The sequence below is a fragment of the Caulobacter segnis genome, assembly GCF_003243465.1.
GTDB lineage: Bacteria > Pseudomonadota > Alphaproteobacteria > Caulobacterales > Caulobacteraceae > Caulobacter > Caulobacter segnis_A.
The window spans coordinates 62,412-88,101 of the sequence record NZ_QFQZ01000007.1; the positions used below are offsets into that span (position 1 = coordinate 62,412).

Below are 25,690 nucleotides of genomic sequence, written 5' to 3' on the forward strand. Positions count from 1 at the left end.
GATGAAAGCGCTGTTGATCTCCGCCGCCGCCCTGGCCTTCGCCGCCCCGGCCCTCGCCGGAACGCCGGTCAGCCTGCGCATGGACACCACCGACGCCGACGGCCGCGTCACCCTGGGCGACCTGTTCGACGGGGTCTCCGGACCGGCCGCCAACCTGGTGGTCGCCGCCCGCGTCGCACCGAGCGCCGTGCTGGACGCCGGCCAGGTGCAGGTGTTCGCACGCCGCGCCGGCTTCGACTGGGACAACCGCCAGGGCGTGCGCCGGATCATCGTCCGCGAGGGCTCCGACAACGGCGGCGCCGCGTCGCGGACCGCCCTGGCCGGCGCCCCGCGCGGTAATGTGGAAGTTCTTGCCTACGCCCGCAGCATCGCGGCCGGCGAAATCGTCCAGCCGGAAGACCTGGTGTGGACGAAGATGGCCGGGGCCCCGGCCGACGCGCCGCGCGATTCCGACGTCGTGATCGGCCTCGCCGCCAAGCGCCCCCTGCGTGAAGGCGCCGCAGTCTCGACCCGAGACGTGGCCGCGCCGCAGGTCATCAAGAGCGGCGACCTGATCACCGTCACCTACGCGGACGACGGAATTTCCCTGTCGCTTCAAGGCAAGGCGATGAGCGCCGCGTCCACCGGCGACGTCTTCGCCGTCCAGAACACCGCGTCGAAGAAGATCATCCAGGCCGTCGCCACCGGTCCTGGCGCCGCCGCCGTCGGTCCGCAGGCCCAGGGCTTGCAAGCCCGTTCGCAACCCGTCCGTTTCGCCGCTCGCTAAGAGGCTAAGACTCATGCGTCGCCCCGCTCTCATCGCCGCCACCCTGCTGCTGGCCCCGCTGGCCGCCTGCTCCACCGTCAAGGAAGCCGTGAAGGGTCCGGACCTTGCCCCGGTCGGCTATCCGGCCGCCCTGGCGCCCATCCAGCAGCAATATGTCTCCGCCCGCGAGCCGGCGCCGCAGGCGGCCTCGGCCAACTCGCTGTGGCGGGTCGGCGCCCGCGCCTTCTTCAACGACCAGCGCGCCAGCCGCGTCGGCGACATCCTGACCGTGATGATCGACATCGACGACAGCGTCGACACCAAGAACCAGACCGCCAGCTCGCGCGCCGCCACCACCAAGGCCGGGGTTCCGCACCTGCTGGGTCTGGAGTCGAGCCTCGGGAAGGTTCTGCCGGGTGGTTTCGACCCGGCCAATGCGCTGGAAACCGGCTCGAGCACGACCAACGCCGGCTCGGGCAGCATCAAGCGCTCCGAAAAGATCAGCCTGACCATCGCCGCCGTGGTCAGTCAGGTGCTGCCGAACGGCAACATGGTGATCCAGGGCACCCAGGAGGTCCGCACCAACGCCGAGCTGCGCCAGCTGACCGTCGCCGGCATCGTGCGCCCCGAGGACATCTCCTCGGCCAACACCATCCGCCACACCCAGATCGCCGAGGCGCGCATCAGCTACGGCGGTCGCGGCGACATCAGCCGCGTCCAGAAGACCCCGGCCGGCCAGGCCCTGGTCGAGAAGTTCTCGCCGTTCTAGGCCAAGACATTAAGGCGAGCCTTCACGGGCGCGGCGGCCGCGAGGTCTCCGCGCCCGTTTCGCTTTCAGGAGCCATTCAGGTCCAAACCGCGTTTATCACACCAGGAGGACCTCCCATGCCGTCGCGCGCCGCCGCCGCCGTTGTCGCCGTGATACTGGCCGCCGGCCTGGCGGGTTGCGCGCACGAGAAGGTCGCGGCGAACGGCTATCGGTGGGCCTATCTCGCCGACGCGGGCGAGGATCCCCGCCTCGCCTACGGCCGCCCCGACAGTGACGACGTCGTGCTGATGATGAGCTGCCGCCCCGGCCAGGATCGTGTCGAGGTGTCGGCCATGGGCCTGTCGGGTGGTGAGATCGTCCTGGCCTCGGGCCGCGCCGAGAGCCGCTTCGCCGCCGCCAAGCTCGACGACGCCATGGGCGGCGATCTGCTGGCAGGTCGCGGCGAGGCCAGCGCCGAAGCGCTGGATCGGTTTCGCAGATCGGGAGACCTGGCGCTGCTGACCAAGGGCGAGCGGCATAGCCTGGCGGCAAATTCCGCCGACCAAGGCCAGGTGCGCGCCTTCTTCAAGGCGTGCCGGGCCTAGAACTCCCGCCGTCCCCCGCGTCATGCGCGGCATGACGAGCAGGTGGAGGACTGAAATGGGGGGGCTTTTCCACGGGGCGGTGAAACCTCTCACCCTCCCACCGCTTCGCGGCGGGCCCCGCCCTCTCTCAAAGAGAGAGGGATTTGGCGCAACGTCCGCTCAGGGGCGATCGCAGTCCCCAGCCGGCCCTCCAGAAGCCCGACCGCCCTGGCTAAAGCCGAAACGCAGCCAGATCCCGACGCCCGGGCAAAAGCTTAAGCCCGCCGCCCGGCCCCCGCCGCGTTGACATTGTCCATGCCCAGGGCCGACAGCGCGCCGCGCAGGATGCCCTCGGCGTCGAGGCCGGCCTGGGCGTACATGGCGTCCGGCTTGTCCTGGTCCTGGAAGATGTCGGGCAGGCACAGGGTGCGGATCTTGAGGCCGCGATCCAAGGCGCCGTGCTGAGCCAGGGCCTGCAGCACGAAGGCGCCAAAGCCGCCCATCGAACCTTCCTCGACCGTGACGATGGCCTCGTGCTCGCGCGAGAGGCGCAGCAGGAGGTCCAGGTCCAGCGGCTTGGCGAAGCGGGCGTCGCAGACCGTGGCCGACAGGCCGCGCGCGGCCAGCAGGTCGGCGGCCTTCAGGCTTTCCGACAGGCGCGCGCCGAACGACACGATGGCGACGCTGGTGCCCTCGCGAACGATACGGCCCTTGCCGATCTCGAGCGGCTCGGCGACCGCCGGCATGTCGAGGCCAAGACCCTCGCCGCGCGGATAGCGGAAGGCGCTGGGGCGGTCGTCGATCACGGCGGCGGTGGCGACCATGCGGGCCAGCTCGACCTCGTCGGCGGCGGCCATCAGCACCATGCCGGGCAGAGCACCCATGAAGCCGACGTCGAAGCTGCCGGCGTGGGTCGGGCCATCGGCGCCCACCAGGCCCGCGCGGTCCATGGCGAAGCGCACCGGCAGGCCCTGGATCGCCACGTCGTGGACGACCTGGTCGTAGCCGCGCTGCAGGAAGGTCGAATAGATAGCGGTGAAAGGCTTCATGCCGTCGGCGGCCAGGCCCGCGGCGAAGGTCACCGCGTGCTGCTCGGCGATACCGACGTCGAAGGTGCGTTCCGGGAAGGCCTTGCCGAACAGGTCAAGCCCCGTGCCGGACGGCATGGCGGCGGTGATGGCGACGATCTTGTCGTCCTTTTCCGCCTGCCTGATCAGCTCCTGGGCGAAGACCTTGGTGTAGCTGGGCGGGCCGCCAGTGGACTTGTGCTGCTGACCGGTGACCACGTCGAACTTGACCACCGCGTGCAGCTTGTCGGCCGCGCCCTCGGCCGGGGCGTAGCCCTTGCCCTTCTGGGTCACGCAGTGGACCAGCACCGGCTTGTCGGCGAAGGCCTTGGCGTTCTTCAGCACGCTGACCAGGGCGTCCATGTCGTGGCCGTCGATCGGACCGACATAGTGGAAGCCCAGCTCCTCGAAGAAGGTGCCGCCAGTGACCATGCCCCGGGCATATTCCTCCGCCTTGCGGGCCGCTTCGCGCATGGGGCTCGGCAGCTTCTCGACCACCGTCTTGCCCAGCTTGCGCACCGAGCGGTAGGCGCCGCCCGAGACGAGATTGGCCAGATAGGCGCTCATGCCGCCGACCGGCGGAGCGATCGACATGTCGTTGTCGTTGAGGATGACGATCAGGCGCTTGGTCGTGTCCGTCGCCGCGTTCATCGCCTCATAGGCCATCCCCGCGCCCAGCGAGCCGTCGCCGATCACCGCGATGACGCTGTTGTCCTCGCCTTTGGCGTCGCGGGCGGCGCAGAAGCCCAGCGCCGCCGAGATCGAGGTCGCCGCGTGGGCCGCGCCGAACGGGTCGTATTCGCTCTCGGCCCGCTTGGTGAAGCCCGACAGCCCGCCGCCCTGACGCAGGGTGCGGATGCGGTCGCGGCGGCCGGTCAGGATCTTGTGCGGATAGGCCTGGTGGCCGACGTCCCAGATCAGGATGTCCTTGGGCGTGTCGAACACGTGGTGCAGGGCCACGGTCAGCTCGACCACGCCCAGGCCCGCGCCCAGGTGGCCGCCCGTCACCGACACCGCGTCGATCGTCTCGGCGCGAACCTCGGCCGCCAGCTGTTTCAGTTCGCCGACGGACAGGCCTCGCGTATCGGCGGGCGAGGCGATGGTGTCGAGCAAGGGCGTTTTGGAAGACATGTTTGACAAAAGCGCGGTCAGTTGCGGCGGTCCAGCACGAAATCAACGCTTTCGCGCAGATGTTCGGCGCGCTCGCCAAAAATTTCGAGATGGGAGCGGGTCTGCTCGGCCAGGAGCGCCACGCGCTCCTTGGCCGCATCCAGCCCCAGCAGGGTGACATAGTTGGCCTTGCCCTTGGCGGCGTCCTTGCCGCCGGCGGCCTTGCCGAGCGTCTTTTCGTCGCCCTCGGCGTCGAGGATGTCGTCGACGATCTGGTAGGCCAGGCCCAGGTCCTGGGCGAAGGCCATCAGGGCCGCGCGCTCGGAGTCCTTGGCCCGGGCGATGATCAGCGGGATCTCGAAGGCGAAGGCGATCAGGGCGCCGGTCTTCAGGCGCTGCATCCGGGCGACCGCGCCGAGATCGTCGCGCACGCCCAGGATGTCGATCATCTGCCCGCCCGCCATGCCCTTGGCGCCGGACGCGATGGCCAGCTTGCGCACCAGCTCCGAGCGGACGTGGCCGTCGTCGTGGGTGTCGGGATGAGCCATGATCTCAAAGGCCGCCGTCTGCAGGGCGTCGCCGGCGAGGATGGCGGTCGCCTCGTCATACTGCTTGTGCACGGTCGGGCGGCCGCGGCGGACGTCGTCGTCGTCCATCGCCGGCAGGTCGTCATGCACCAGGCTGTAGGCGTGGATGCACTCCAGCGCGCAGGCCGCGCGGAGCACCGGCCGCTCGGGCAGGTCGAACATCTTGCCCGTCTCGAGGGCGAAGAACGGTCGCAAGCGCTTGCCCGGGCCCAGCGCCGCATAGCGCATGGCCTCGGTCAGGCGGCTCTCGGGGCCGTCAGCGCGGGGCAGCAGCTCGTCAAGCGCCACGGTGACGATATCGGCGGCCTGGACGATCCTTCTGGCGAGGTCGGTCAAGGGCGGCTCCCCTCGCTCTGAGGACGGGCGCGGCTCATCAGTTGAACTCGGCCGGTTCGACGGACACCGCCCCGCCAGAAGCCCCCCCTTGGCCCAGGACGATCTTCTCGACCTTCAGGCGCGCGGCTTCCAGCTTCTTCTCGCAGTGGGCCTTCAGGGCCGCGCCGCGTTCGTAGATGTCGATCGAGCGCTCCAGCGGCGCCTGGCCCGACTCCAGCTCGCCCACGATCCGTTCCAGCTGCGCCAGGGCTTCCTCGAAGCTCAGGGCGGAGATGTCGGCGGAGGGGTTCGTAGCGTCGGTCATTGCAACTCTCAGGTGTGCGAACTCAAGCCTAGTGGCCCGCAAGCTCATCGACAACGGCCTAGAGCTTGCCGCCAGTTAAGGGAAGAGGGTTTGAACTCAAGCGCGGCGGAAGCGCTTGATGCTCCAGTAGCCATGGCCCTGGTCGGTCAGCTTGGAGAGACCGCGCTTCTTCAGGGCGTTGGCGATCATCCAGTTGAAGAAGCCGTGCGCCAGGACCAGCACGTCCTGACCGGAATCCGACAGCTCGATCAGCAGATCGGCGGCCTGATCCGCCCGCGCTTCCGCCGCCTTGCGGGTTTCCTGGCCGCCATGATTGTCGAAGAACCACCACCAGAAGCGGGCGAAGAACCCCAGGCGCTTGGGCGACATCCGGATCCAGAGAGGCCAGGGCGGCGGCGGCAGGGGCGCTTCGATGAAGGTCGGATCGGTCGCGAACGCGCGGTCGCCGACCACCGCCCGCGCCGTCTCGATGGACCGGGGACGGGTGGAGGCGATGATGACGTCGGCGCTCTTGGCCAGCTCCAACAGCCCTGGCGGCGGGACCTGCCCTTCCTTCAGACCGCCCACCTCATAGCGCGCCCACCAGTCCCCGTATTCGGGCGCGTTGAGCCGCACCTTGCGAGACAAGGCGGGTTCGCCGTGGCGGGCCAGGGTGATGACGCCCGGGCGGGCGGCGGGCGAAAGTTGGTCGGCGGAGACGTCGGCCATATTGCAGAGAAGACGGGCGTCCCGTCCTCTCGTTCCTCCTGGAAAAGCACATGCGCGGCGGCGGTCGCCTCCGGCGCATGAAGGTCGTAACCGCCCAAGCGCGGCGACACAACCCGCCCCGGCGCGCGCCTCGAAGACTTGTCAGCCCGCCTTGCGCTCGGCCGGGACCGGGGCCTTCAGGACATTGGCGTCGCCCCACGCCTTCAGCGCGCAGATGACCGGCTCAAGGCTGCGCCCCTTGGTCGATAGCGAATATTCGACACGCGGCGGCACCTCGGCATAGACGGTGCGGACGATCAGGCCGTCGCTCTCCAGCTCGCGCAGCTGCTTGGTCAGCATCCGCTGGGTCACCGCGCCTAGCCTGCGCGCCAAGGCGTTGAAACGCATCCGACCGCCCATCAGGTGGTACAGGATGACGCCCTTCCACTTGCCGTCGATCAGGCTCAAGGCGGCTTCGACGCCGCACTCCTTGGGATCTTCCATTTTCGGTCCAATAGTATCCAAACGGGTACTACATACAGAAAATAGCCGTACTTGCGAAGATGGTAGCGTGGAGCGATCTCCTCCAGGCGGTTCAAGACCGCCGCCCTTTTTGGAGACCATCATGAAGATCGTCGGCTTCCGCGAGCTGCTGCCCGCCACCGATCCCAACGCCCTCCTCGACCTGGAAGCGCCCGATCCCGCGCCGGCCGGCCACGACATCCTGGTGCGGGTGAAGGCCGTTTCCGTGAACCCCGTCGACACCAAGCTCCGCAGCCGCGCCCAGCCCGCCCCCGGTCAAGTCCGGATCCTGGGCTTCGACGCCGCCGGCGTCGTGGAGGCGGTCGGCGAGGCCGTCACCCTGTTCTCGCCCGGCGACGAGGTGTTCTACGCCGGCGCGATCGGCCGCCAGGGCTCGAACGCCGAGCTGCAGCTGGTCGACGAACGCATCGTCGGCCGCAAGCCCAAGAGCCTGGACTACGCCCAGGCCGCGGCCATGCCGCTCACCTTCATCACCGCCTGGGAGCTTTTGTTCGACCGCTTCGGCGTGGCGCGCGACGGCGGCGAGGGTCAGACCCTGGTGATCATCGGCGGCGCCGGCGGCGTCGGCTCGGCCCTGATCCAGCTGGCCCGCCAGCTGACCAAGCTGAATGTCGTGGCCAGCGCCTCGCGCGACGAAACCCGCCGCTGGGTCGAGGATCTCGGCGCGCACCAAACCTTCGACCACACCAAACCGCTCATGGAGGAGCTGGCGCGCCTGGGCGTGGAGGCTCCCGCCTACATCGCCTGCCTGACCCACAGCGCCCAGCACTTCCCACAGGTCTCGGAAGCCATCGCCCTGCAAGGCAAGATCGGGATCATCGAGGCCGATGGCGACCTCGACATCCGCCCGCTGCACCATAAGGCCGCCTCGATCCACTGGGAGTTCATGTTCGCCCGTCCGCAGGGCACGCCGGACATGATCGAGCAGCACAAGCTGCTAAACGCCGTCTCTGAGCTGGTCGATCAAGGGACCTTGCGCACCACCCTCACCCAGGTGGTCGGCAAGATCCGCGCGGCCGACCTGCTGGAGGCCCACCGCATCGTCGAGAGCGCCCGCACCATCGGCAAGGTCGCGCTGGAAGGCTTCTGACCGTTGATGGCGCCATATTGAAGAAGGGGGGTCATGGCGGCTACTCAGGTCGCCATGACCGATACGCTTCGCCGCGCCACCCTCGAAGACGCCGACACCCTGTCCAGCCTGGGCGCGCGCACCTTCACCGAGACCTTCGCGCACCTCTATCCGCCCGAGGACCTGGAGACCTTTCTGGCCTACGCCTATGGCCTGGAGCGGACGAGGAACGACCTGGCCCATTCCGAAAAGGCCTCTTGGATCCTCGAGGACGAAGACGGCGAGGCGATCGGCTACGCCCTCGCCGGCCCCTGCGACCTGCCGCACGACGACGTGCAGCCGGGCGATGGGGAGCTCAAGCGGATCTACCTGCTCAAGGCCCATCAAGGCGGCGGGCGTGGCTCGCGCCTGCTGAACACCGCTCTGGAATGGCTTGAGAAGGACGGCCCGCGCCGGCTGTGGATCGGCGTCTGGTCCGAGAACTTCGGCGCGCAGCGGCTGTACGGGCGGCTGGGGTTCGAGAAGGTCGGCGAGTACTACTTCCCGGTCGGCGAGACGCGGGACCTGGAGTTCATCCTGAGAAGAGGCTGACACTCCCCCCACCTGACCGCTTCGCGGTCGTCCGCCCCCAAAGGCGGGCGGAAGGAGATCCTTCTTCCCCCTCCGGGGGAGGAGCGCGAAGCGCGGAGGGGGCAAGTTTTCCAGCTTGGTTGCGTCGCTCGTCGGAACACAGCACAATCCGAACAACCGTTCGAAAGTCGCGCCGATGTTCCTCCGCTTCTTCTCAGAGCTCCGCCAGGCCAAGGTTCCCGTATCCCTGCGGGAGTACCTCCTGCTGATGGAGGCGCTCGACAAGGACGTCATCGACCGCACGGTCGAGGACTTCTACTTCCTGTCGCGCGCCAGCCTGGTGAAGGACGAGAAGAACCTCGACAAGTTCGACCGCGTGTTCGGCCACGTCTTCAAGGGCCTGGAGACGGTCAACGAGGGTCTGGCCGCCGACATCCCGGAAGAGTGGCTGAAGGCCCTGACCGAGAAGTTCCTCACCGACGAGGAAAAGGCCCAGATCGAGGCCATGGGCGGCTTCGAGAAGCTGATGGAGACCCTGCAGGAGCGCCTGCGCGAGCAGAAGAAGCGCCACGAGGGCGGCAACAAGATGATCGGCTCGGGCGGGACCTCGCCGTTCGGCAACAACGGCTACAACCCCGAAGGCGTGCGCATCGGCCAGGACAAGAGCCGCCACGGCCGCGCGGTGAAGGTCTGGGACAAGCGCGAGTACAAGAACCTCGACGACTCGGTCGAGCTGGGCACCCGCAACATCAAGGTCGCCCTACGGCGGCTGCGCAAGTTTGCCCGCACCGGCGCGGCCGACGAGCTGGACCTGCCCGGCACGATCAAGGGCACGGCCGAGAAGGGCTATCTCGATATCCAGCTGCGCCCGGAGCGGCGCAACGCTATCAAGGTGCTGATCTTCTTCGACATCGGCGGCTCGATGGACGGCCACATCAAGCTCTGCGAGGAGCTGTGCAGCGCGGCCAAGACCGAGTTCAAGAACCTGGAGTTCTACTACTTCCACAACGGCCTTTACGAGGCGGTCTGGAAGGACAACAAGCGCCGCCACACCGAGAAGATCCCGACCTTCGACGTGCTTCACAAGTTCCCGGCCGACTACAAGGTCATCTTCGTCGGCGACGCGACCATGAGCCCGTATGAGATCACCTATCCCGGCGGTAGCGTCGAGCACTGGAACGAAGAGCCTGGCGCGATCTGGATGCAGCGGGTCACCGACATCTACCAGAGCTGCGTCTGGCTGAACCCGACGCCCGAGCGGCACTGGGACTACACCCAGTCGATCGGCGTGATGAAGCAGATCCTGTCGGACCGGATGTATCCGCTGACGCTGGAAGGCCTGGACAAGGCGATGCGCGAACTGGTGCGCGGCTAGGGCGAGCCTCCCTGCGACGCCTAGAGCATTTTCCGATAAGTGTGAAACGGTTATCGGATCGAAAAATGCTCTAAACTTTTGAAATAGAGCCCTTTTTATCCGATCTGATTGGTTCAATCAGATCGGAAAGGGCTCTAGCGCGCGGGCGACGGGTCGCCGAAGAAGCTCGGCTCGACCGCGGGCTGGCCCACCATCGGAACGGCGGGAGCCGCGGCATGGTCGCCCTCGATCGTCGCGCCGATCCGGAAGGTGGCGGTGTTGGCGCCGCCAAGCAGGATGTAGACGTCCTCGTGTCCGTCGCCGTCGATGTCGAAACCGACCCGTGTTCCCGCCACCGTCCGGGTCACGTCTGTCACGAGGTGGGCCGTGGCCTCGCCGAGGGCGTGCTCCTGGGCGGCCAGGACATTGCTGACGGCCGCGGTGCTGACCACGGTCAGCTGGCCCTTGCCCAACACCGCCAGGTGATCGCCCTTGGCCGCCGCATAGTCCAGGACCACGCCGAGCAGCGCCTCGGCCCGGGTCTCCGGCGCCTTGGCCGAGACCAGGAAGGTGTCCGCGCCCGGACCGCCGCTGGCGACCACGCGGGCGTTCATGACGATTTGGTCGTCGCCCGCGCCGCCGTCGATGCGGTCGACGCCCGTCCGAGCGCCGCCCCCATCGATACGGTCGTCACCCGCGCCGCCGTGGATGACCTCCGCCTCCGCGGTTCCCACGATGTTGTCGTCGCCCGCCCCGCCGTTGATCACCGCCTTCGCGCCCGCGAAGCCCTGCAAGCTGGGCTCCTGGCTGGCGGCGGACGCCTGCGACGGGAGCGTCGCGACAGGCTCGGACGGCGGCGCCGCCGGCGCGGTCGCCTGGCCCTGCGGCGCCTTGCTGAAGGCCAGGCCGGCCAGCGCCGCCCATGGCCCCTCGATCGCCAGCGGCGCGGCGCCCTGCGGCTTGATCGACGGCGCGGGCGCGTTCTCGTTGGCCGGCGCGTTGTGCTGGACCGACGCGGCTCCGATTTTTTCCGGGTCGAGGTTCAGGGTGGCGATCAGCTTGGAGGCGACGCCGTCGATCGCGAGATCCTCGCTGCGCGGCAGAGTCGCAAAGTCGGTTCGCGCGATGTCGCCGAACCCGGCGTCGCGCAGTTCGAGATAGAGACCGACGGCGATGACCAGGGACAGGAACGACTGGGCCTCGCGGCTGGCCGGATTGAAGGCCACGACCACGCCGGCGGGCTCGTGCTGGACGCCAGACGCCAGGACCTGTCGCAGAGCGGTCCAAAGGCTGCCCACCTCGTGGAACATGTCGACCGCGGCGTCGTGGACGACGAACTGGCCCTCGATCCGCGCCACATGAACCAGTACGTCCTGGTTGGCGTCGGTGACGACGTACCAGGGATCGCCGGAGTCCGTTTGGCCGAAGGCGACGTCGACGTCGCCGTAGCTGTTCTGCAGGTGCTGGGTCAGCAGCAGCAGCAGGCCCCGCTCGCTGGCGGTCCAGTCTCCGGCCGGCGGCCGGGGCGCGAAGGCGAGGACTTCACCCATCGCGGCGCTCGTCAGCCCTGCGCCGCTCGCTCGGTGAGAGCCGGCGTTTCCGCGTCGCCCTCGAACAGCAGTCGGTGAAGTTCGGGCTCATAATAACGCAGCAAGGTCCGGGCGAATTGGCTTGGATCCAGTCCAAGGCTTTCGGCCCATACCGCCTGGGCCTCGATTGGCACGCGTCCCAAACCGTTCTCAACCTGGGATACAAACGTGTAGTAGCGCAATCCGGTCTTCTCGGCCAGTTCGGCCTGGGTGAGACCCGCAGTTTCCCGCGCGGACTTCAGCCACCGCCCCGCTTCGCGGCGGAGGGACTTGGTCAGCGCCGCCTTGGCGGGGTTCATCGCCGTTCTTGACATCGCAAAGCCGTTCCGACGCTCCGAAGCGAGCACGGCTTAGTTGTTACACATTGCGTAAGAACGCAACAAGGCCCTTGCGGACCGGATCGGCGAGTCATACAGTTTTAACGCAACTATTTTGAACGCAGTGAGCGCATGTACGTTTCCATCGACCCCGCACACGCCCCCGCCGCCTCATCGAAGGCGCGTCCGCGCGTGTCGGTGATCATGGTTGTCTACATGACCGGCCCCGCCCTGATGGAGAGCGTCCGGCGCGTGCTGGCGGAGCCCGCCGTCGACGAGTTCGTGATCGTGGACAACGGCTCGTCCCTGGCCGACGCGGCCTGGCTGCGCGAGCTGGCCCGGCGCGAGCGGCGCGTGCGGCTGTTGCAGGGCCTGGGCAACATCGGCTTCGCCCGCGCCGCCAACCTGGGCGCGACCAGCGCCAAGGGCGAGGCCCTGGTTTTCCTCAATCCCGACGCCTTCCTGACGCCCGGGGCGATCGCGGCGCTGCTGGACGCCGGCCGAGACCGCCCCTCGCCCTGCGTCATCGGCGCCCGGGTGTTCAATATCGACGGAAGTGAACAGCGGGGCGCGCGGCGCGGCGAGATCACGCCGGTCACCACCCTGCTCAGCCTCTCGAAGCTCAGCGCCCTCATGCCCCCCCTGCGCCGCTTCGAGATCCACCGGGAGGGCGAGGCCCCTCCGTCCTACCCGGTGGACACCCCTACGATCTCGGGCGCCTGCTTCCACATGTCGGCGGCCGACTTCCAGGCCCTGGGCGGCTTCGACGAGGGCTATTTCCTTCATGTCGAGGATGTGGACCTGTGCTGGCGCGCGCGCCGCCAGGGCGGCAGCGTCCTGTTCCAGCCGCACGCCCATATCGTCCACGTCGGCTCGACCAGCCGCGAGAACCCGCTGGTGGTCGAATGGCACAAGGGGCGCGGCCTGGTGCGCTACTTCCTCAAGCGCGCCGACAAGAAGCGGCGCAAGGCCCTGGCCCTGGCCCTGGCCCCGCTGATCCTGTTCACGGCCGTCGCCCGCCCCCTGCTCCGCCAGCTGCGCCATGGCCGCATGGGTCGTCACGCGCCGCGCCTGCGGCCCGCCATCAGCTGAAACAGCGCGCAATTTGGTGATTTCGGACGCGATTTGCCTTGTACGGATCGATCTTGACGCTTGCGCCGATTTCGAACGGTCGTAAGAGTTCCCCGAGGGTAAAGGGGAAATACGTAGTGAGTCCGACGACCGACGCCGCCGCCTCCGTCGAAGCCGAGGGCGCGGAGACCGAAGCCGCCACCAAGAACCTGGTGTTCGTCGCCGCCGAGCGCCTGTTCGCTTTGCACGGCTTCCAGAACGTCTCGGTGCGCGACATCACCGCCGCCGCTGGCGTCAACCTCGCCTCGGTGAACTATCACTTCGGGTCCAAGGACGCGTTGCTGTTCGAGATCTTCAAGCGGCGGACGGCCGAGCTCAACCGCGAGCGGGCCAAGATGCTGCACGAGGCCAACGACCGCAACGCCGGCGCGCCGCCGCTGCGCGAGATCCTGGCCGCCCTGCTGACCCCGCCCCTGCGCTGGCTGGCGCCCGACCACGAGCGCCGCATCTCGTTGCAGTTCCTGATCCGCGCCCGCAGCGAGGGCACCGACGAGATCCGCCAGGTGCTGAAGACCGACGTCTCGCACCTGCGCCGCTTCTCCGACGCCCTGCTGCGCGCCCGCCCCGACCTGTCGCCCGAAGAAGTCTACTGGCGGCTGCACTTCACCCTGGGCATGCTGCACAACAACCGCTTCGCCGAGTTCGACCGGCTGAACGTGCTGTCCGAGGGACAGACCCGCGAGGCCGACGTGATGGCGTTGCTGGAGCGTATGCTCAACTTCGCCGAGGCCGGCTTCCGCGCCTAACAGTCTGGCGGAACCCAAGTCCCGGTCGCGCTTTTGGGTTCGACATGGGACGGCTGCGCATCCTGCACGAGACGCGATACTACTACGAACGGCCGGTGGGCTTTGGTCCCCAGCGGCTGATGATCCGTCCGCGCGACAGCCACGCCCTGCGGATCGTCGAGGCCTCGCTGCGCCTGTTCCCGCCGGGCGACACCCGCTGGAGCTATGACGCCAACGGCAACTGCATCTGCACGTTCCAGCCGAACGGGCGGGCGGACGCGATGCGGGTGGCCAGCGAACTGATCATCGACCGCTACCCCGCCCCGCTCGTCCCGCAGCGGATCGAGAACCCCGACACCCTGACCCCGATCGTCTATTCGCGCGAGGACCGGGCGACGCTGGAGCCGTTCATCGCCCCGGTCACCGACGATCCGGACGCAGTGCTGCTGCGCTGGCTGCGAGGCCTGGCCAGCCCGAAGGACGAGCCGGCGCTCGCGTTCCTGCTGCGGGTCAACGACCTGATCCACCAGCAGTTCGCATACCAGAGCCGCGAGGAAGAAGGCGTCCAGAGCCCGGTCGAGACCCTGGAGAAGCGCAGCGGCGCCTGCCGCGACCTTGCCTGGCTGATGGTCGAGGGCCTGCGCCGCCTGGGCTACGCCGCCCTGTTCGCCACCGGCTACATCCACTCGCCCAACACCCAGATCCGCGGCGCCGGCGCGACCCACGCCTGGTGCGAGGTCTTCCTGCCGGACCTGGGCTGGCTGGAGTTCGATCCGACCAACGGCCTGGCGGAATCCCCCGACCTGATCCGGGTGGCGGCGACGCGCACCCCGGCCCAGGCCCTGCCCGTCTCGGGCGCGATCATCGGCGATCCTGGCAAGTCCCGCCTGCAAGTGTCCGTGGATGTTCGCTTAATCGATGAAATCGGCCGCGCGGCGTGATAAGGTTAACACCATCCGGGAGGAACAGCCCATGACCAGCGGCTTCCAGAACCAGAACCAAGACGCAAACCTGTGCCTTCCCAAGACGGCGCCCAAGCCGCAGCACGGCCAGAAGCCCGACGAGGCCTGCATCAAGCTGAAGGAACGCCGGACCTTCCAGCCCCGCCCAGGCCACTGATCCTTTTGGCGATGACACTTCTGGGTCCCTGGACCCGCGTCCGACACGGGCGTAACACGCCCTCGTGCCCGACCTTCCTCCAGAGCCTCAAGCCCTAGCCTCCAAGGCGTCCGCGGATTCACAGGCGTCACCGCTATCGACCCGACTGGTCTCGATCGCGGTCGCCAGCGCGCTTTTGATGGAGTTCATCGACTCCACGGCGCTGTCCACCGCCCTGCCGACGCTGGCCCGCGCCTTTGCGGTGGATCCGATCCACCTGAAGCTGGCCCTGACCTCCTACATTCTCGCCTTGGCCGTCTTCACGCCCGCCAGCGGCTGGGCGGCCGAGCGGTTCGGCGCCCGGCGGGTCTTCCTGTCGGCCATGGCGGTCTTCCTGCTGGGCTCGGCGCTGTGCGGCCTGTCGCGCAACCTCGAGGGCCTGGTGGCCGCGCGCATCGTCCAGGGCCTGGGCGGCGCGATGATGACACCCGTGGCGCGGCTGATCGTGGTCGGCGCCACGCCCAAGGCGCGGCTGCTCTCGGCCATGGGCTGGTTCACCATGCCCGCCTTGGTGGGCCCCCTGATCGGGCCGCCGATCGCCGGCCTCGTCCTCAGCGTCGCCGAGTGGCCCTGGATCTTCTACATCAACCTGCCGGTGGGCCTGATCGGCGCAATCGCGGTGCTGCGCTTCGTGCCGCCAAGCCCGCCTCACCGCGACATCGGCAAGTTCGACACGCCCGGCTTCGTCCTGTCGGCCGCCGCGATCAGCGGCCTGGTCGTGGTGGCCGAGACCTCGGGCGTGGCCCTCCTGCCGGCCTGGGTGCAGGTCGTGACGCTGGTCGTCTCGCTCGCCTGCGGCCTGGCCTATCTGAAGATCTGCCGTCGCACCGGCCGCCCGATCCTGGACCTTTCCCTGGTCCGCTACCCGACCTATCGCGCCAGCCTGCTGGGCGGGATGCTGGTCCGCCTCGGGATCGGCGCCAGCCCGTTCCTGATGCCGCTGCTGCTGCAGGTCGCCCTGGGCTGGAGCCCGCTGAAGGCCAGCTTCGTCACTCTCACGACCGGGGTCGGTGTCCTTATCGCCCGGCCGTTCGCCGCGGCCGGTCTGCGCCGGTTTGGCTTCCGGACCTCCCTGGCGGTGTTCGTCACCCTGACAGGGCTGTTCACGGCCGCGCCCGGCTTCTTCACGCCGGAGACCCCGATGGTCGTGATGATGACGGCCCTGCTGCTGGGCGGCTTCTGCCGCTCGAACCAGTTCATCGCCGCCAACACGATCGCCTATGCCGACGTGCCCGACAGCAAGACGGCGGCCGCCTCGACCCTGGCGGCGGTCATGCAGCAGGTCGGCCTGGCGCTGGGCGTCAGCTTCGGCGGCGTCATGCTGCACGTCGCGCGCGGCGCCGGCGGGGCGCTGACGCCGGATCGCTTCGTCCTGCCGTTCGTGGCGATTGGCCTCGTGACCCTGCTGGCCCTGCCCGTCTACCTGGCGCTGGACAAGGACGCGGGCGCGGCGATCAGCGGTCGGGCGAAGTCGGCCTAAGACTTCCGCCGCCGTCCGCCGCGCGCGTAGCCGGCGGTCATCGGATCGGGCTTCTGCGGCGGGACCCAGCCCTCGGGCCTACGCGGCGTGGGCTGGTCGGTGCCCAGCCCCATCCGCCCCGGAACCTGTCGCTTGAAATAGGACGCCTGGGGCGGCTCCTCGACCTCCCGCACAAGGGCGCTGTGCTGGATGGACAGGATCTCGTCGCGCAGCTTGGCCGCCGTCTCGAAATCCTGAGCGGCGACGGCCTCTTCCAGCTCCGTCTTCAGATCGTCGAGGTGGGACATGGCGTTCTCCGGCGACAGGCCTGCCCCCGGAGAACGCGCGAAGTGCGGTTTAGGCGCGGGCGGCCGCGATGCGCGCGCGAGCGATCTCGTCGGCCACGACATTGGCCGGACGCTTCTCGGCGATCGACTGGTCGATCACCTCGGCCAGGGTCTGGGCCAGGCGATCCAGCTTGGCGGCGACCCAGGCGCCGTCGAACGCGGCGCCGGCTTCCAGGCCACGGATCTCGGCGGCCACGTTGATGATGCCGCCCCCGTTGATCACGTAGTCGGGGGCGTAGAGCAGGCCTCGCTCGAACACGGCCTGGCCGATCGTCGCGTCGGCCAGCTGGTTGTTAGCGGCGCCGGCGATGATCCTGGCCTTCAGGCGCGGCAGGGTCGCGGCGGAGATCGCCCCGCCGAGCGCACAAGGGGCGAACACGTCGGCCTCGACGTCGAAGATGGCGTCGGTCGGTACGATCTGGGCGCCCGTCTTGGCGGCGACGGCCTCGAGGGCCGGCTGGTTGACGTCGGCGATGGTCAGGCGCGCGCCGGCGGCGTGCAGCTTCTCGGCCAGGTAGCCGCCGACGTGGCCGACGCCCTGGATGGCGACATGGACGCCCTTGAGGTCGCGGCCCAGCGCGCGCTCGACGCACAGGCGCACGCCCCGGAACACGCCCTCGGCGGTGACCGGCGACGGGTCGCCCGAGGCGGCCGCGTGGCCCTCCAGACCCGCGACGAAACGGGTGGTCTTGCGGGTGCTTTCCAGGTCGGCCGGCGAGACGCCGACGTCCTCGGCCGTCCAGTACTTGCCGTTCAAGCTGTCGACGGCGCGGCCGAAGGCCTCGAACAGCTCCGGCGTCTTCTGGCTGCGGCTGTCGCCGATGATCACGGCCTTCCCGCCGCCGAGGTCGAGCTCGGCCATGGCGTTCTTGTAGGACATGCCGCGCGACAGGCGCAGGGCGTCGGTGATCGCCGCGTCGGCGCTGGAATAGTCCCACATGCGGCAGCCGCCGGCGGCGGGGCCGCGGGCGGTGGAGTGGATCGCGATGATCGACTTCAGACCGGTTTTTTCGTCGAAGAAAGCGTGGACGCCTTCGTGTCCCTCGAAATCGGGGGAATCGAACAAGGTCATGCCGTCGGTCTCGCGTCAGCCAGAATGAATGTGGCGCGGGGTTTACGCCCCCTCGCCCCTGTGAACAACCCTCAAGACCGGGGACGCGACATCTTCGGCTTGGCGGCCTTGGGCGGGTCCAGGGCGGTCATGGCCGCGACAGACGGCGGGATGGCCGGCGCGCCGGAGGGGGGCCACGACGGACCCGCGTAGCGCAGGAAGGCCTCGGCGTCGCCCCAGACCTTGTCGGCCTGACGATCGACCAGCAGCAGGTGGTAGCCGTTGGCGTAGTAGGCCGTTCGCGCGCCGTCCGGCAGCCGCCGAACCGCCTCGACCGTCGGTTCGCGCGGAATGATCTGGTCACGCGCGCCGTAGAACCACGCGGTCGGGACGCGGATCTGGTCGGTCGAGCGCCAGCCCCGCTCCATCAGCCCGACCAGGCCGTAGATCGCGTCCGACCGCGCGCCCCAGATCATCAGAGGATCACGCCCCATCCGGCGCAGCTCGTCGATGTTGTCGCTGGCCATGATCTCGCGGGTCAGCCAGTCCGGCGGCTTGACCACCCACTCGCCCATCAAATGGGCCGTGGCCCACAGGCTCGCGCGGTTCAGCAGAGGCTGGTTCGACCATCCCCACACCGCCGGCGCGAACAGCATCAGCTTGTCGACCGGCGGCGGATCGTTCGAGGCCATGGCGCAGATGGCGAAAGCGCCGCCCATGCTGATCCCGGCCAGGGCGATCTTGGCGCTCGGATGCCACTCGCGCACCGCCGCGACCAGGGCGCGGACGTCCTCAAGCACGAGGTCCGCCGGCGCCCAGACGCCGCGCTCGGGCGAGCGGCCAAAGCCTCGGACATCGAGCGCGTAGGTGGCGATCCCCCGCTGCGCCCACCACGCTGCGGCCAAGTGATAGGCGTTGGCGTAGTCGTTCATGCCGTGCAGGCCGACGATCACCCAATCTGGTTCGCCCGCCGGCAGCCAGCGCATAAGACCCAGCCGCGCGCCGTCGAAGCTGACGAAGACGTCGTCCAGCAGGCGCGGTCCGCGAAACCCCAGGGCGGCGATCTCCGGCTTCTGCGCCAGCGGCGCGCAGGCGGTCAGGCCCAGGGCGGAGGCGCAGAGGATCAGGGCGCGGCGGTTCATGTCCCGAGAATTTCCGCGATCCTCTGGCGAAGATAGGGCGTGACCTCGGCCTCGAACCAGGGATTGCGCTTCAGCCAGGCGGTGTTGCGCCAGGACGGATGCGGCAGGGGCAGGACGTTCGGCCCGAACTCGCGCCAGCGGGCGATGGTCTCGGTCATGGTCTTGCCGGTCCGCCCCGGCAGCGCCCAGTCCTGGGCGTAGGACCCGACCAGCAGGGTCAGCTCGACGTTCGGCAGCTGCTGCAAGAGGCGCGCCCGCCAGGTCGCCGCGCAGCGCGGCGGCGGAGGATAGTCGCCGCCCTTGGGATTGGTGCCGGGGAAACAGAAGGCCATGGCCGCGACGCCGATCTCTGGGCGGCCATAGAAGGTCTCGCGGTCGATCCCCATCCACTGCCGCAGGCGCACGCCGGAAGGGTCGTTGAACGGAAGGCCGGTCTCATGCACCAGCCTTCCAGGCGCCTGGCCGGCGATCAGGATGCGGGTCTCCTCGCTGACCCGCGTCACCGGCCGAGGCGTATGCGGCAGGTAGGGCGCGCAGGCCCGGCAGGCGGCGATGTCGGAAAGGAGCGCGTCGAGCGACATGGACGGGATTTAGGCGCGCGGCTTCGGATACCAAGTCTCGCCGCTTGATCTGTCATCCCGGACGAAGACCAGGGACCGCCGAAAATACTGCGTCTTCCGAGGCCCCTGCTCTCCGCTTCGCCGCGGCCGGGATGACAGGATGGATCAGTCCTCGTCGCCGCCGGCCTCTTCCTCGAACGAGGTCGGGTCGCCTTCCTGGCGCAGGCGGATGCGGTAGACGCCCCGGAACTTCTCGGGATTGGTCGGCTTGTTGTGGCGCAGGATAACGACCTTGCCTTCGCGGGCCAGCTCGATGGCGTTGGTGCGCACGTGGCCCAGGATCTGCTGCCAGCGCTCCGGCTGGATGGCCTTGGCGACGTTCATCGGGTCGATCGACTTGCCTTCGGGCAGCGCGGCAAGCTGGGACAGGATCGTGTCTTGGATCGGGGAGGTCATGGGCGCTCCCATGCCACGGATTGGCGCCAGAGGCGAGACCGGGCGCTTGCGCGTCCTCGCCGCCCCCTCTAACTGAACACCGATAATATCGAGGGGATCACCATGGACGGCGGCAACGAAGTCATCGGCGGACCGCGCCTGATCGAGACGGGCGACTGGGCGGGCTGGCGGACCTGGTCGGGGCTCGACCCGTTCGAGGACCAGTCCGGGCCGTTCTACTTCCGCGAGGGCGAGGACGGCCGCGTCACCACCGCCTTCCGCGCAGAACCCAAGCACATGAACGGCGGCGGCTTCATGCACGGCGGTTGCATGATGACCTTCGCCGACTTCTCGCTGTTCGCGATCGCCTGGAAGGAGCTGGCCGACAGCCGCGCGGTGACCGTCAGCCTGAACGGCGAGTTCGTCGACCCCGCCCGCCCCGGCGACCTCGTCACCGCCACCGGCGAGGTGGTGCGCGCCGGCGGCTCCCTGCTGTTCGTGCGCGGCCTGGTCTCGACCGGGACGGGCCCGATGCTGAACTTCTCGGGCGTGATCAAGAAGATCCGGGCGCGGTAGCTACACCCCCGCCTTCGCCGCTGGCCGCGCCATCATAGCCTTCAGCCAGCGGTTCACGTGCGTCAGCTCCTCGGGCGGCCGGAAGCGGACCATGCGGGCGAAGTCGATGCCGGTGACGGCCAGAATGTCGGCGATGGTCAGGCGGTCGGCGGCGATGAATTCGCTCTCGGCCAGGCGACGGTCGAAGACCTTCAGCGCCCGCTCGGCGGCCTTGCGGTTGGTCTCGGCGATCTCGGGCACCTGGGTCTCGATCGCCGCCAGCGCGGGATGGCTGTGACGCACGGCCATCATCAGCGGCGTCGACAGCAGCATCTCGGCCCGCCGCGTCCACATCTCGATCACCGCGATCTCCAGTGGATCGCGGCCGAACAGGTTCGGCTCGGGATAGACGCTTTCGAGGTAGCGGCAGATCGCCACCGACTCGGTGATGCAGGTGGTCTCGTCGATCTCCAGCGCCGGCACGTTGGGCAAGCCGGCCTTCGCGAGATAGTCGGGCTGGCGATGCTGGCCGCCGAAGATGTCGACATCGACGATCTCGATGTCCTCGATCCCCTTCTCGGCCATGAACCAGCGCACCCGCCGAGGATTTGGCGCCCGACGGCTGTCATAGAGCTTCATACGAAAATCCTCCCGGCTTTTGACCGGGAGGATGATCTCATTCCGCTGCGGAACGGAAGCGCGGCCTAGAGCCCGAACAGCGACCTTGGCATCAGCCCCACCAGCGAGCCGGTCAGGCAGGTGGCCAGGAAGCCGGCCATCATCGCCTTCCAGACCAGGCTCAGGACCTCCTGGCGGCGATGGGGGACCAGCACCGAGAAACCGGCCACGTTCATGCCGACCGAGCCGATGTTGGCGAAGCCGCAGAGCGCATACGTCATGATCATGCGGGTGCGCTCGTCCAGCGCGGTCCCGCCGACCTTGGCCAGCTGGATGAAGGCGGTGAACTCGGTCAGGATCAGCTTGACGCCCAGGAGGCCGCCGGCGGTCCCGGCTTCCTTCCACGGCACGCCCATGGCCCAGGCCAGCGGCGAGAAGATCACGCCCAGGCCGCGGGCGATGCTGAGCGGCTGGCCGCCGACCGGGGGCATGGCGCCCAGGATCTTGTCGACCATGGTGGCGAGCGCCACGAAGACGATCAGGGTCGCGCCGACGTTCAGGGCGATCTGCAGGCCGTCGGTGGTGCCCTTCATGACCGCGTCGATCGAGCTGCCATAGGTCTTGTCCTCGGTGGCGAGGTCGAGGTCGGCGCCCTTCTCCATCGGGTCGGACGGCACGATGATCCGCGCCAGCAGCACGCCGGCCGGGGCCGAGATGATCGAAGCGGTCAGCACGTGGGCGGCGGCGTTGGGCAGCACGTCGGCCAGGATGGTGGCGTAGGCGACCATGGTCGAGCCCGAGACGCAGGCCATGCCGACCGCGATCAGCATGAAGAGCTCCGAGCGGCTCAGCTTGTCCAGATAGGCGCGGATGAAGATCGGCCCCTCGATCTGGCCCATGAAGATGGTGGCGGCGGTGGCCAGGGCCGGCGGGCCGCGCAGGCCCAGCGTCTTCTGGAACAAAAGGCCGAAGCCCTGGGCCAGCCACTTCAGGATCTTCCAGTGCCACAGCAGCGCCGACAGCGCGCAGACCACCAGGATGACCGGCAGGACGCGGAACGCGAACAGGAAGCCCGCGCCCGGGTTGCTGACCGGATAGGGCTGGTCGCCGCCGGCCAGGAAGCCGAACACGAAGGCCGTGCCGGCCTGAGTCGAGGACGCCAGGCCCTCGACCGCGCCGTTGACGCCTTGCATCAGCTTCTGGGCCTGGGGCAGGCCGAACAGCACAAGCACCAGCAGCACCTGGACGATCAGGGCGGCGATGGCCAGCACCCAGGGGAATCGCTTGCGATTTTCGGAGACCAGCCAGCAAAGGCCGAGGGTGAGCGCCAGACCCACCAGGGCCTGAACGTTCTCGGGACGGAACATCAAGACGAAGACCTTACAAAAGGGCGACGCCCCCGCGACGCCCGCCAAGGGACGAAATGACACCAAGTCAGCCGTCGCGCGCAAGCGGCTTGCTTAGGAAATAGTTAACGACGACCCAAACTGCCTGCCCGCGCGGGTCTCGGCGGGGACGAAAGTCGCGCCGCGCCTTTATTTCAGGTCGGAAATTCGCGTTACCCCGATTTAACTTGGACCTTCACTGATCGCCGGGCATTGCTGCGACCTAGGGTTTTGGGGGAGCGAGGATCCGAATGTCGTTGGCCTTGTCCACTCTGCTTTATGAGTGGCGTCGTTACATGGCGGCCGTGGTCGCGCTCGCGTTTTCAGGCCTGCTGGTGCTGGCCCAGGTCGGCATGTTCGTGGGCATCGGCAAGGGCTTCACCGCCCAGATCGACCGCGCCCGCGCCGATGTCATGGTGCTGGGCCCGGGCGCCAAGGCGCTGATCAGCGGCCCGTCGGGCCTGCCGCGCCGCGTGATTCCCCTGGTCTACAGCCACCCCGAAGTGCTTCAGGTGGCGCCGCTCGACAACTCCGGCGGCCGTTTCCAGAACATCCTGTCGCCCGAGCAGCAGGCCAAGGAAGAAGCGCGCGCCAAGAAGGCCGGCAAGGGCAAGGGCCCGCCCACCGGCGGCGGCCGCAAGAGCGAGTTCGTCAACGTCACGGTGATCGACGCGATCCCGGGCTACGTGACGGTTCCGACCGACTACACCCCCGCGATGATCGAGGCGCTGCGCCGTCCCTACGCCGTCGCCGTCGACGAGACGGCCCTCAAGCGCCTGGGCGTCAAGAAGGGCGACAAGGCCCTCTACAACGGCAAGACCGTCTATATCGCGGTCGTCACCCACGGCTATCCGAACATCATCCAGGCCACCCTGGTCATGTCGCGCGACACCCTGCGGATGCTGGGCGAGGCCGACACCGGACAGCGCGTCGGCCCGCTGATGGTCAAGATCAGCGACCCGTCGCGGGCCGAGATCGTCGCGGCCCAGCTCAACAAGAAGGCCGACGGCAAGTTCCGGGCCTGGACCCGCCAGGAGCTGGCCGACGCCAATTCCAGCGCCATGCTGGACGACCAGATCATCGGCATCATGCTGGGCTTCTCGGCGTTCCTGGGGTTGCTGATCGGCGTGGCCATCACCTGGCAGACCCTGCGCGGCGCGATCATGGCCAACATCAAGGAGTTCGCGTCCCTGCGCGCCCTGGGCGTGTCGATGGGCGACCTGCGCAACATCGTGATGGAACTCAGCTTCTGGGTCGGCATCGTCGGCGTGCTGGCGGCCGGCGTCCTGACCTGGCTCGTGACCCTGCTGGCCAGCGCCGGCGGCGTGCCGATGTACTTCCCGCCGACCCTGGTCATCGTCGTCGCGATCTTCCTGATCGTCATCGCCATGCTGTCCGGCTTCCTGTCGCTGGGCATCCTGAAGAACAGCCAACCCGCGGACCTGCTGCGATGAGCAACGATCTCAGCCACAAGCGCGGCGAGAGCGCTCTGGTCGCCCGCGGCCTGGTGAAGCGGTTCAAGACCGGCCGGACCTTCATCGAGGTGCTCAAGGGCGTCGACTTCGACGCCAAGCACGGCGACGTGACCATGGTCATGGGGCCGTCGGGCTCGGGCAAGTCGACCCTGGTCGCGGCGCTCTCGGGCCTGCTGATGCCCGACGAGGGCAAGGTGTCGGCGCTTGAAGCCAAGGACCTTTGGTCGCTGCCCAAGGGCAGGATCGACAAGTTCCGCCTCGACCACTGCGGCTTCATCTTCCAGGGCTTCAACCTGTTCCCGGCGCTGACCGCCAAGCAGCAGGTGATGACGGTGCTGAAGTACCAGAACGTCAGCCCCGGCGAGGCGGCCAAGCGCGCCCAGGCGGCGCTGGAGTCGGTGGGCCTCGGCCCCCGCGTCAACCAGCGCCCGGCCGAGCTGTCGGGCGGCGAGAAGCAGCGGGTGGCCATCGCCCGCGCCCTGGCCAAGAACCCGAACCTGATCTTCGCGGACGAACCGACCTCGGCCCTCGACGGCAAGAGCGGCGAGACCGTGATTCGCCTGCTCCGCGCGGCGGCCACCGAGCGCGGCGCGGCGGTGATCTGCGTGACCCACGACCCGCGGCTCGAGGCCTATGCCGACCGCGTCATCCACATCGAAGACGGCCGGATCCTGGACGACGTGCGACGCACGCCCGACGCCAATCCCGCGCCGCTCAGCCACTGATTTTCTGGGGGAACCTCGACATGCCCGGCTTCCTGCGCCGACCCGCCTTCTGGATCGTTCTTGTTGTCGTCGTGCTGCTCGGCGGCGGCTTCTTCTACATGAAGGGCCAGGCGGCCGATAAGAAGAAGAAGCTCGAAGCGGCCGCCGCCCAGGAGGAGCCCTCCCCCTACGCGGCCATCGCCCAGGGCAAGGCCGACGTCGAAGGCGGCGTGATCCAGGTGGCCGCGCGCCGCCAGGGGATCGTTCGCGAGGTGTTCGTCCAGGAGGGCGACATCGTCAAGGCCGGCCAGCCCCTGGCCAAACAGGAAGACGACGACGCGCGTCTGGCGGCCCAGACCGCCTCGGCCGCCCTCGCCTCGGCCAAGGCCCAGCTGCAGCTCTACCAGGTGCAGCTGCGCACCGCCCAGCGCGAGTTCAACCGCCTGCAGAACCTGGCCGCCTCGAACTTCGTCGCCGCCCAGCGCCTCGACGCCGCCCGCGATCAGATCGCCCAGGCCCAGGCCAATATCGGCGCCCAGCAGGCCGCGATCAGCGTCGCCTCGGCCCAGCTGGCCCAGGCCCAGTACAACCAGGAACTGACGGTGATCCGCGCCCCGGCCAACGGTCGCATCGCCCGCCGCCAGGCTAATCCGGGCGCCGGCGCCTCGACCCTGAACGTCACGGCCATGTTCGACCTCGAGCCCAACACCCAGCGCATCGTCCGCGCCGAGATCGTCGAGGCCGACATCCCCAACGTGGCGATCGGCCAGGAGGTCGAGATCCAGCCGGAGAGCGACCCGGACAAGACCTATGTCGGCAAGGTCCTGCGCCGCGCCTCGGTCTTCGGGGCCCGCAAGCTGGCCTCGGACGACCCCAGCCAGCGCAGCGACGAGCGCGTGGTCGAGGTCGTGGTCAGCGCCGACGGCTCGCCCCTGCTGGTCGGCCAGCGCGTGCTGGTCAAGTTCATGAAGCCCGGCCAGAAGGCCGGCGTGAAACGCGACAAGCCGACCGCGCCGGTCGCGGGTGGGGTGACGAAGAAGGCGTAGGTGAAACGCCCTCTCCCCTTGCGGGAGAGGGTGGCCCGAAGGGCCGGGTGAGGGGTCGCGCGAGGGGCGCCGATGATCAACCCCTCATCCGTCGGCTACGCCGACACCTCCCCCGCTAGGGGGAGGATTTTACGAGCGTTCGCGGCGCTCCATGATCCGCGTAGACGGAATCGAATCCAGCGATTTCAAAGACTTCTCACTTTTACACGCCGCTGGATCATCCGCGTTCAAACCCCGCCCATACTGATCTCACCCGATGGCTTGGAAGGGACGTCCGGCCGGCGATCGT

General features: G+C 68.6%; 29 protein-coding genes. 15 read left to right on the top strand and 14 right to left on the bottom strand.

Translation table 11 applies throughout. The features are described 5' to 3' along the window. Position 1: 1 nt before the first annotated feature. The 3 genes from flgA (at position 2) to DI526_RS04095 (ending at position 2,098) form a co-directional block, all read left to right on the top strand. The gene (flgA, locus tag DI526_RS04085) at positions 2-766 is read left to right on the top strand and encodes a flagellar basal body P-ring formation chaperone FlgA (RefSeq protein WP_304274348.1); all 765 of its coding nucleotides are present in this window, start codon (positions 2-4) and stop codon (positions 764-766) included. Positions 767-779: 13 nt separating this feature from the next. Next, the gene (gene flgH, locus DI526_RS04090; protein WP_304274351.1) at positions 780-1,514 is read left to right on the top strand and encodes a flagellar basal body L-ring protein FlgH; all 735 of its coding nucleotides are present in this window, start codon (positions 780-782) and stop codon (positions 1,512-1,514) included. Positions 1,515-1,630: 116 nt separating this feature from the next. After that, on the top strand, positions 1,631-2,098 hold the full coding sequence (locus DI526_RS04095) for a hypothetical protein (protein WP_304274354.1): 468 nt from the start codon (positions 1,631-1,633) through the stop codon (positions 2,096-2,098). A 254-nt stretch (positions 2,099-2,352) separates the two neighbouring features. Here DI526_RS04095 and dxs read toward each other — a convergent pair whose 3' ends face one another. The 5 genes from dxs to DI526_RS04120 all read right to left on the bottom strand — a co-directional run bounded on the left by dxs (position 2,353) and on the right by DI526_RS04120 (position 6,672). Next, on the bottom strand, positions 2,353-4,275 hold the full coding sequence (gene dxs, locus DI526_RS04100) for a 1-deoxy-D-xylulose-5-phosphate synthase (protein ID WP_304274356.1): 1,923 nt from the start codon (positions 4,273-4,275) through the stop codon (positions 2,353-2,355). Between the two features lie 17 nt (positions 4,276-4,292). After that, positions 4,293-5,177, bottom strand: a complete 885-nt coding sequence (locus DI526_RS04105) for a polyprenyl synthetase family protein (protein WP_304274359.1) — start codon at positions 5,175-5,177, stop codon at positions 4,293-4,295. A 37-nt stretch (positions 5,178-5,214) separates the two neighbouring features. Next, positions 5,215-5,481, bottom strand: a complete 267-nt coding sequence (locus tag DI526_RS04110) for an exodeoxyribonuclease VII small subunit (protein WP_304274362.1) — start codon at positions 5,479-5,481, stop codon at positions 5,215-5,217. A 96-nt stretch (positions 5,482-5,577) separates the two neighbouring features. Further along, entirely contained in the window at positions 5,578-6,189 is a 612-nt protein-coding gene (locus DI526_RS04115; protein ID WP_304274365.1) for a histidine phosphatase family protein, read from the bottom strand. 141 nt (positions 6,190-6,330) lie between these two features. Continuing rightward, on the bottom strand, positions 6,331-6,672 hold the full coding sequence (locus DI526_RS04120; RefSeq protein ID WP_304274367.1) for a helix-turn-helix domain-containing protein: 342 nt from the start codon (positions 6,670-6,672) through the stop codon (positions 6,331-6,333). 121 nt (positions 6,673-6,793) lie between these two features. Here DI526_RS04120 and DI526_RS04125 point away from each other — a divergent pair, with 121 nt between their 5' ends. From DI526_RS04125 to DI526_RS04135, 3 genes are all read left to right on the top strand, one after another. After that, entirely contained in the window at positions 6,794-7,801 is a 1,008-nt protein-coding gene (locus tag DI526_RS04125; RefSeq protein ID WP_304274369.1) for a zinc-binding alcohol dehydrogenase family protein, read from the top strand. A 33-nt stretch (positions 7,802-7,834) separates the two neighbouring features. Next, positions 7,835-8,371, top strand: coding sequence for a GNAT family N-acetyltransferase (locus DI526_RS04130; protein WP_304274372.1), 537 nt, complete (start codon positions 7,835-7,837; stop codon positions 8,369-8,371). 175 nt (positions 8,372-8,546) lie between these two features. Then, on the top strand, positions 8,547-9,725 hold the full coding sequence (locus tag DI526_RS04135) for a VWA domain-containing protein (protein WP_304274374.1): 1,179 nt from the start codon (positions 8,547-8,549) through the stop codon (positions 9,723-9,725). A gap of 134 nt (positions 9,726-9,859) precedes the next feature. Here DI526_RS04135 and DI526_RS04140 read toward each other — a convergent pair whose 3' ends face one another. Both DI526_RS04140 and DI526_RS04145 read right to left on the bottom strand, forming a co-directional pair. Continuing rightward, positions 9,860-11,254, bottom strand: a complete 1,395-nt coding sequence (locus DI526_RS04140; RefSeq protein WP_304274376.1) for a calcium-binding protein — start codon at positions 11,252-11,254, stop codon at positions 9,860-9,862. A gap of 11 nt (positions 11,255-11,265) precedes the next feature. After that, positions 11,266-11,607 (bottom strand): helix-turn-helix domain-containing protein, encoded by a 342-nt coding sequence (locus DI526_RS04145; protein WP_304274419.1) that lies wholly within the window; start codon positions 11,605-11,607, stop codon positions 11,266-11,268. Between the two features lie 135 nt (positions 11,608-11,742). Between DI526_RS04145 and DI526_RS04150 the strand changes: the two genes are divergently transcribed. From DI526_RS04150 to DI526_RS04170, 5 genes are all read left to right on the top strand, one after another. Next, positions 11,743-12,702, top strand: coding sequence for a glycosyltransferase family 2 protein (locus DI526_RS04150; RefSeq protein WP_304274379.1), 960 nt, complete (start codon positions 11,743-11,745; stop codon positions 12,700-12,702). Between the two features lie 116 nt (positions 12,703-12,818). After that, positions 12,819-13,487: a TetR/AcrR family transcriptional regulator gene (locus tag DI526_RS04155; RefSeq protein WP_304274382.1), complete on the top strand. Its 669-nt coding sequence runs from the start codon at positions 12,819-12,821 to the stop codon at positions 13,485-13,487. A gap of 44 nt (positions 13,488-13,531) precedes the next feature. Beyond that, entirely contained in the window at positions 13,532-14,407 is an 876-nt protein-coding gene (locus DI526_RS04160) for a transglutaminase family protein (RefSeq protein ID WP_304274385.1), read from the top strand. Between the two features lie 31 nt (positions 14,408-14,438). Beyond that, positions 14,439-14,585 (top strand): hypothetical protein, encoded by a 147-nt coding sequence (locus DI526_RS04165; protein WP_304274387.1) that lies wholly within the window; start codon positions 14,439-14,441, stop codon positions 14,583-14,585. Positions 14,586-14,649: 64 nt separating this feature from the next. Next, positions 14,650-16,104 carry an MFS transporter gene (locus tag DI526_RS04170; RefSeq protein ID WP_304274390.1) on the top strand — a complete coding sequence of 485 codons (1,455 nt, stop codon included), beginning with the start codon at positions 14,650-14,652 and terminating at the stop codon, positions 16,102-16,104. On the opposite strand, the gene DI526_RS04175 is transcribed toward DI526_RS04170, so the two are convergent. From DI526_RS04175 to DI526_RS04195, 5 genes are all read right to left on the bottom strand, one after another. Beyond that, a complete protein-coding gene (locus DI526_RS04175) occupies positions 16,101-16,391 on the bottom strand; it encodes a UvrB/UvrC motif-containing protein (protein WP_304274393.1) in 291 nt (96 codons plus the stop codon). The genes DI526_RS04170 and DI526_RS04175 overlap by 4 nt on opposite strands. Before the next feature lie 49 nt (positions 16,392-16,440). Continuing rightward, on the bottom strand, positions 16,441-17,502 hold the full coding sequence (locus tag DI526_RS04180; RefSeq protein ID WP_304274396.1) for a Glu/Leu/Phe/Val dehydrogenase: 1,062 nt from the start codon (positions 17,500-17,502) through the stop codon (positions 16,441-16,443). Positions 17,503-17,573: 71 nt separating this feature from the next. Further along, positions 17,574-18,623, bottom strand: a complete 1,050-nt coding sequence (locus DI526_RS04185) for an alpha/beta hydrolase (protein ID WP_304274399.1) — start codon at positions 18,621-18,623, stop codon at positions 17,574-17,576. Continuing rightward, positions 18,620-19,204, bottom strand: a complete 585-nt coding sequence (locus DI526_RS04190; RefSeq protein ID WP_304274401.1) for a uracil-DNA glycosylase family protein — start codon at positions 19,202-19,204, stop codon at positions 18,620-18,622. Before DI526_RS04190 ends, DI526_RS04185 begins: the two co-directional genes overlap by 4 nt. A gap of 144 nt (positions 19,205-19,348) precedes the next feature. After that, positions 19,349-19,639 (bottom strand): DUF3253 domain-containing protein, encoded by a 291-nt coding sequence (locus DI526_RS04195; protein WP_304274404.1) that lies wholly within the window; start codon positions 19,637-19,639, stop codon positions 19,349-19,351. Positions 19,640-19,741: 102 nt separating this feature from the next. Between DI526_RS04195 and DI526_RS04200 the strand changes: the two genes are divergently transcribed. Beyond that, positions 19,742-20,194, top strand: a complete 453-nt coding sequence (locus DI526_RS04200; RefSeq protein ID WP_304274406.1) for a PaaI family thioesterase — start codon at positions 19,742-19,744, stop codon at positions 20,192-20,194. On the opposite strand, the gene DI526_RS04205 is transcribed toward DI526_RS04200, so the two are convergent. Then, positions 20,195-20,812: a glutathione S-transferase family protein gene (locus tag DI526_RS04205; protein ID WP_304274409.1), complete on the bottom strand. Its 618-nt coding sequence runs from the start codon at positions 20,810-20,812 to the stop codon at positions 20,195-20,197. A gap of 65 nt (positions 20,813-20,877) precedes the next feature. Continuing rightward, positions 20,878-22,158, bottom strand: coding sequence for a NupC/NupG family nucleoside CNT transporter (locus tag DI526_RS04210; RefSeq protein WP_304274421.1), 1,281 nt, complete (start codon positions 22,156-22,158; stop codon positions 20,878-20,880). Positions 22,159-22,427: 269 nt separating this feature from the next. On the opposite strand from DI526_RS04210, the gene DI526_RS04215 reads away from it, so the two are divergent. The 3 genes from DI526_RS04215 to DI526_RS04225 are packed head-to-tail and all read left to right on the top strand — an operon-like array spanning position 22,428 to position 25,401. Then, complete coding sequence (locus DI526_RS04215; protein WP_304274412.1) at positions 22,428-23,630, top strand: ABC transporter permease; 1,203 nt, start codon at positions 22,428-22,430, stop codon at positions 23,628-23,630. Further along, the gene (locus tag DI526_RS04220) at positions 23,627-24,376 is read left to right on the top strand and encodes an ABC transporter ATP-binding protein (protein WP_304274414.1); all 750 of its coding nucleotides are present in this window, start codon (positions 23,627-23,629) and stop codon (positions 24,374-24,376) included. The genes DI526_RS04215 and DI526_RS04220 overlap by 4 nt, the downstream gene beginning before the upstream one ends. A gap of 20 nt (positions 24,377-24,396) precedes the next feature. Then, positions 24,397-25,401: an HlyD family secretion protein gene (locus DI526_RS04225; RefSeq protein ID WP_304274417.1), complete on the top strand. Its 1,005-nt coding sequence runs from the start codon at positions 24,397-24,399 to the stop codon at positions 25,399-25,401. The last annotated feature ends 289 nt before the right edge of the window (positions 25,402-25,690 follow it).

Coding starts and splice junctions, on each gene's coding strand:
- flgA (WP_304274348.1), top strand. CDS start 2: ATGAAAGCGCTGTTGATCTCCGCCGCCGCCCTGGCCTTCGCCGCCCCG.
- flgH (WP_304274351.1), top strand. CDS start 780: ATGCGTCGCCCCGCTCTCATCGCCGCCACCCTGCTGCTGGCCCCGCTG.
- DI526_RS04095 (WP_304274354.1), top strand. CDS start 1,631: ATGCCGTCGCGCGCCGCCGCCGCCGTTGTCGCCGTGATACTGGCCGCC.
- dxs (WP_304274356.1), bottom strand. CDS start 4,275: ATGTCTTCCAAAACGCCCTTGCTCGACACCATCGCCTCGCCCGCCGAT.
- DI526_RS04110 (WP_304274362.1), bottom strand. CDS start 5,481: ATGACCGACGCTACGAACCCCTCCGCCGACATCTCCGCCCTGAGCTTC.
- DI526_RS04115 (WP_304274365.1), bottom strand. CDS start 6,189: ATGGCCGACGTCTCCGCCGACCAACTTTCGCCCGCCGCCCGCCCGGGC.
- DI526_RS04120 (WP_304274367.1), bottom strand. CDS start 6,672: ATGGAAGATCCCAAGGAGTGCGGCGTCGAAGCCGCCTTGAGCCTGATC.
- DI526_RS04125 (WP_304274369.1), top strand. CDS start 6,794: ATGAAGATCGTCGGCTTCCGCGAGCTGCTGCCCGCCACCGATCCCAAC.
- DI526_RS04130 (WP_304274372.1), top strand. CDS start 7,835: ATGGCGGCTACTCAGGTCGCCATGACCGATACGCTTCGCCGCGCCACC.
- DI526_RS04135 (WP_304274374.1), top strand. CDS start 8,547: ATGTTCCTCCGCTTCTTCTCAGAGCTCCGCCAGGCCAAGGTTCCCGTA.
- DI526_RS04140 (WP_304274376.1), bottom strand. CDS start 11,254: ATGGGTGAAGTCCTCGCCTTCGCGCCCCGGCCGCCGGCCGGAGACTGG.
- DI526_RS04145 (WP_304274419.1), bottom strand. CDS start 11,607: ATGTCAAGAACGGCGATGAACCCCGCCAAGGCGGCGCTGACCAAGTCC.
- DI526_RS04150 (WP_304274379.1), top strand. CDS start 11,743: ATGTACGTTTCCATCGACCCCGCACACGCCCCCGCCGCCTCATCGAAG.
- DI526_RS04160 (WP_304274385.1), top strand. CDS start 13,532: ATGGGACGGCTGCGCATCCTGCACGAGACGCGATACTACTACGAACGG.
- DI526_RS04165 (WP_304274387.1), top strand. CDS start 14,439: ATGACCAGCGGCTTCCAGAACCAGAACCAAGACGCAAACCTGTGCCTT.
- DI526_RS04175 (WP_304274393.1), bottom strand. CDS start 16,391: ATGTCCCACCTCGACGATCTGAAGACGGAGCTGGAAGAGGCCGTCGCC.
- DI526_RS04180 (WP_304274396.1), bottom strand. CDS start 17,502: ATGACCTTGTTCGATTCCCCCGATTTCGAGGGACACGAAGGCGTCCAC.
- DI526_RS04185 (WP_304274399.1), bottom strand. CDS start 18,623: ATGAACCGCCGCGCCCTGATCCTCTGCGCCTCCGCCCTGGGCCTGACC.
- DI526_RS04190 (WP_304274401.1), bottom strand. CDS start 19,204: ATGTCGCTCGACGCGCTCCTTTCCGACATCGCCGCCTGCCGGGCCTGC.
- DI526_RS04195 (WP_304274404.1), bottom strand. CDS start 19,639: ATGACCTCCCCGATCCAAGACACGATCCTGTCCCAGCTTGCCGCGCTG.
- DI526_RS04200 (WP_304274406.1), top strand. CDS start 19,742: ATGGACGGCGGCAACGAAGTCATCGGCGGACCGCGCCTGATCGAGACG.
- DI526_RS04205 (WP_304274409.1), bottom strand. CDS start 20,812: ATGAAGCTCTATGACAGCCGTCGGGCGCCAAATCCTCGGCGGGTGCGC.
- DI526_RS04210 (WP_304274421.1), bottom strand. CDS start 22,158: ATGTTCCGTCCCGAGAACGTTCAGGCCCTGGTGGGTCTGGCGCTCACC.
- DI526_RS04215 (WP_304274412.1), top strand. CDS start 22,428: ATGTCGTTGGCCTTGTCCACTCTGCTTTATGAGTGGCGTCGTTACATG.
- DI526_RS04220 (WP_304274414.1), top strand. CDS start 23,627: ATGAGCAACGATCTCAGCCACAAGCGCGGCGAGAGCGCTCTGGTCGCC.
- DI526_RS04225 (WP_304274417.1), top strand. CDS start 24,397: ATGCCCGGCTTCCTGCGCCGACCCGCCTTCTGGATCGTTCTTGTTGTC.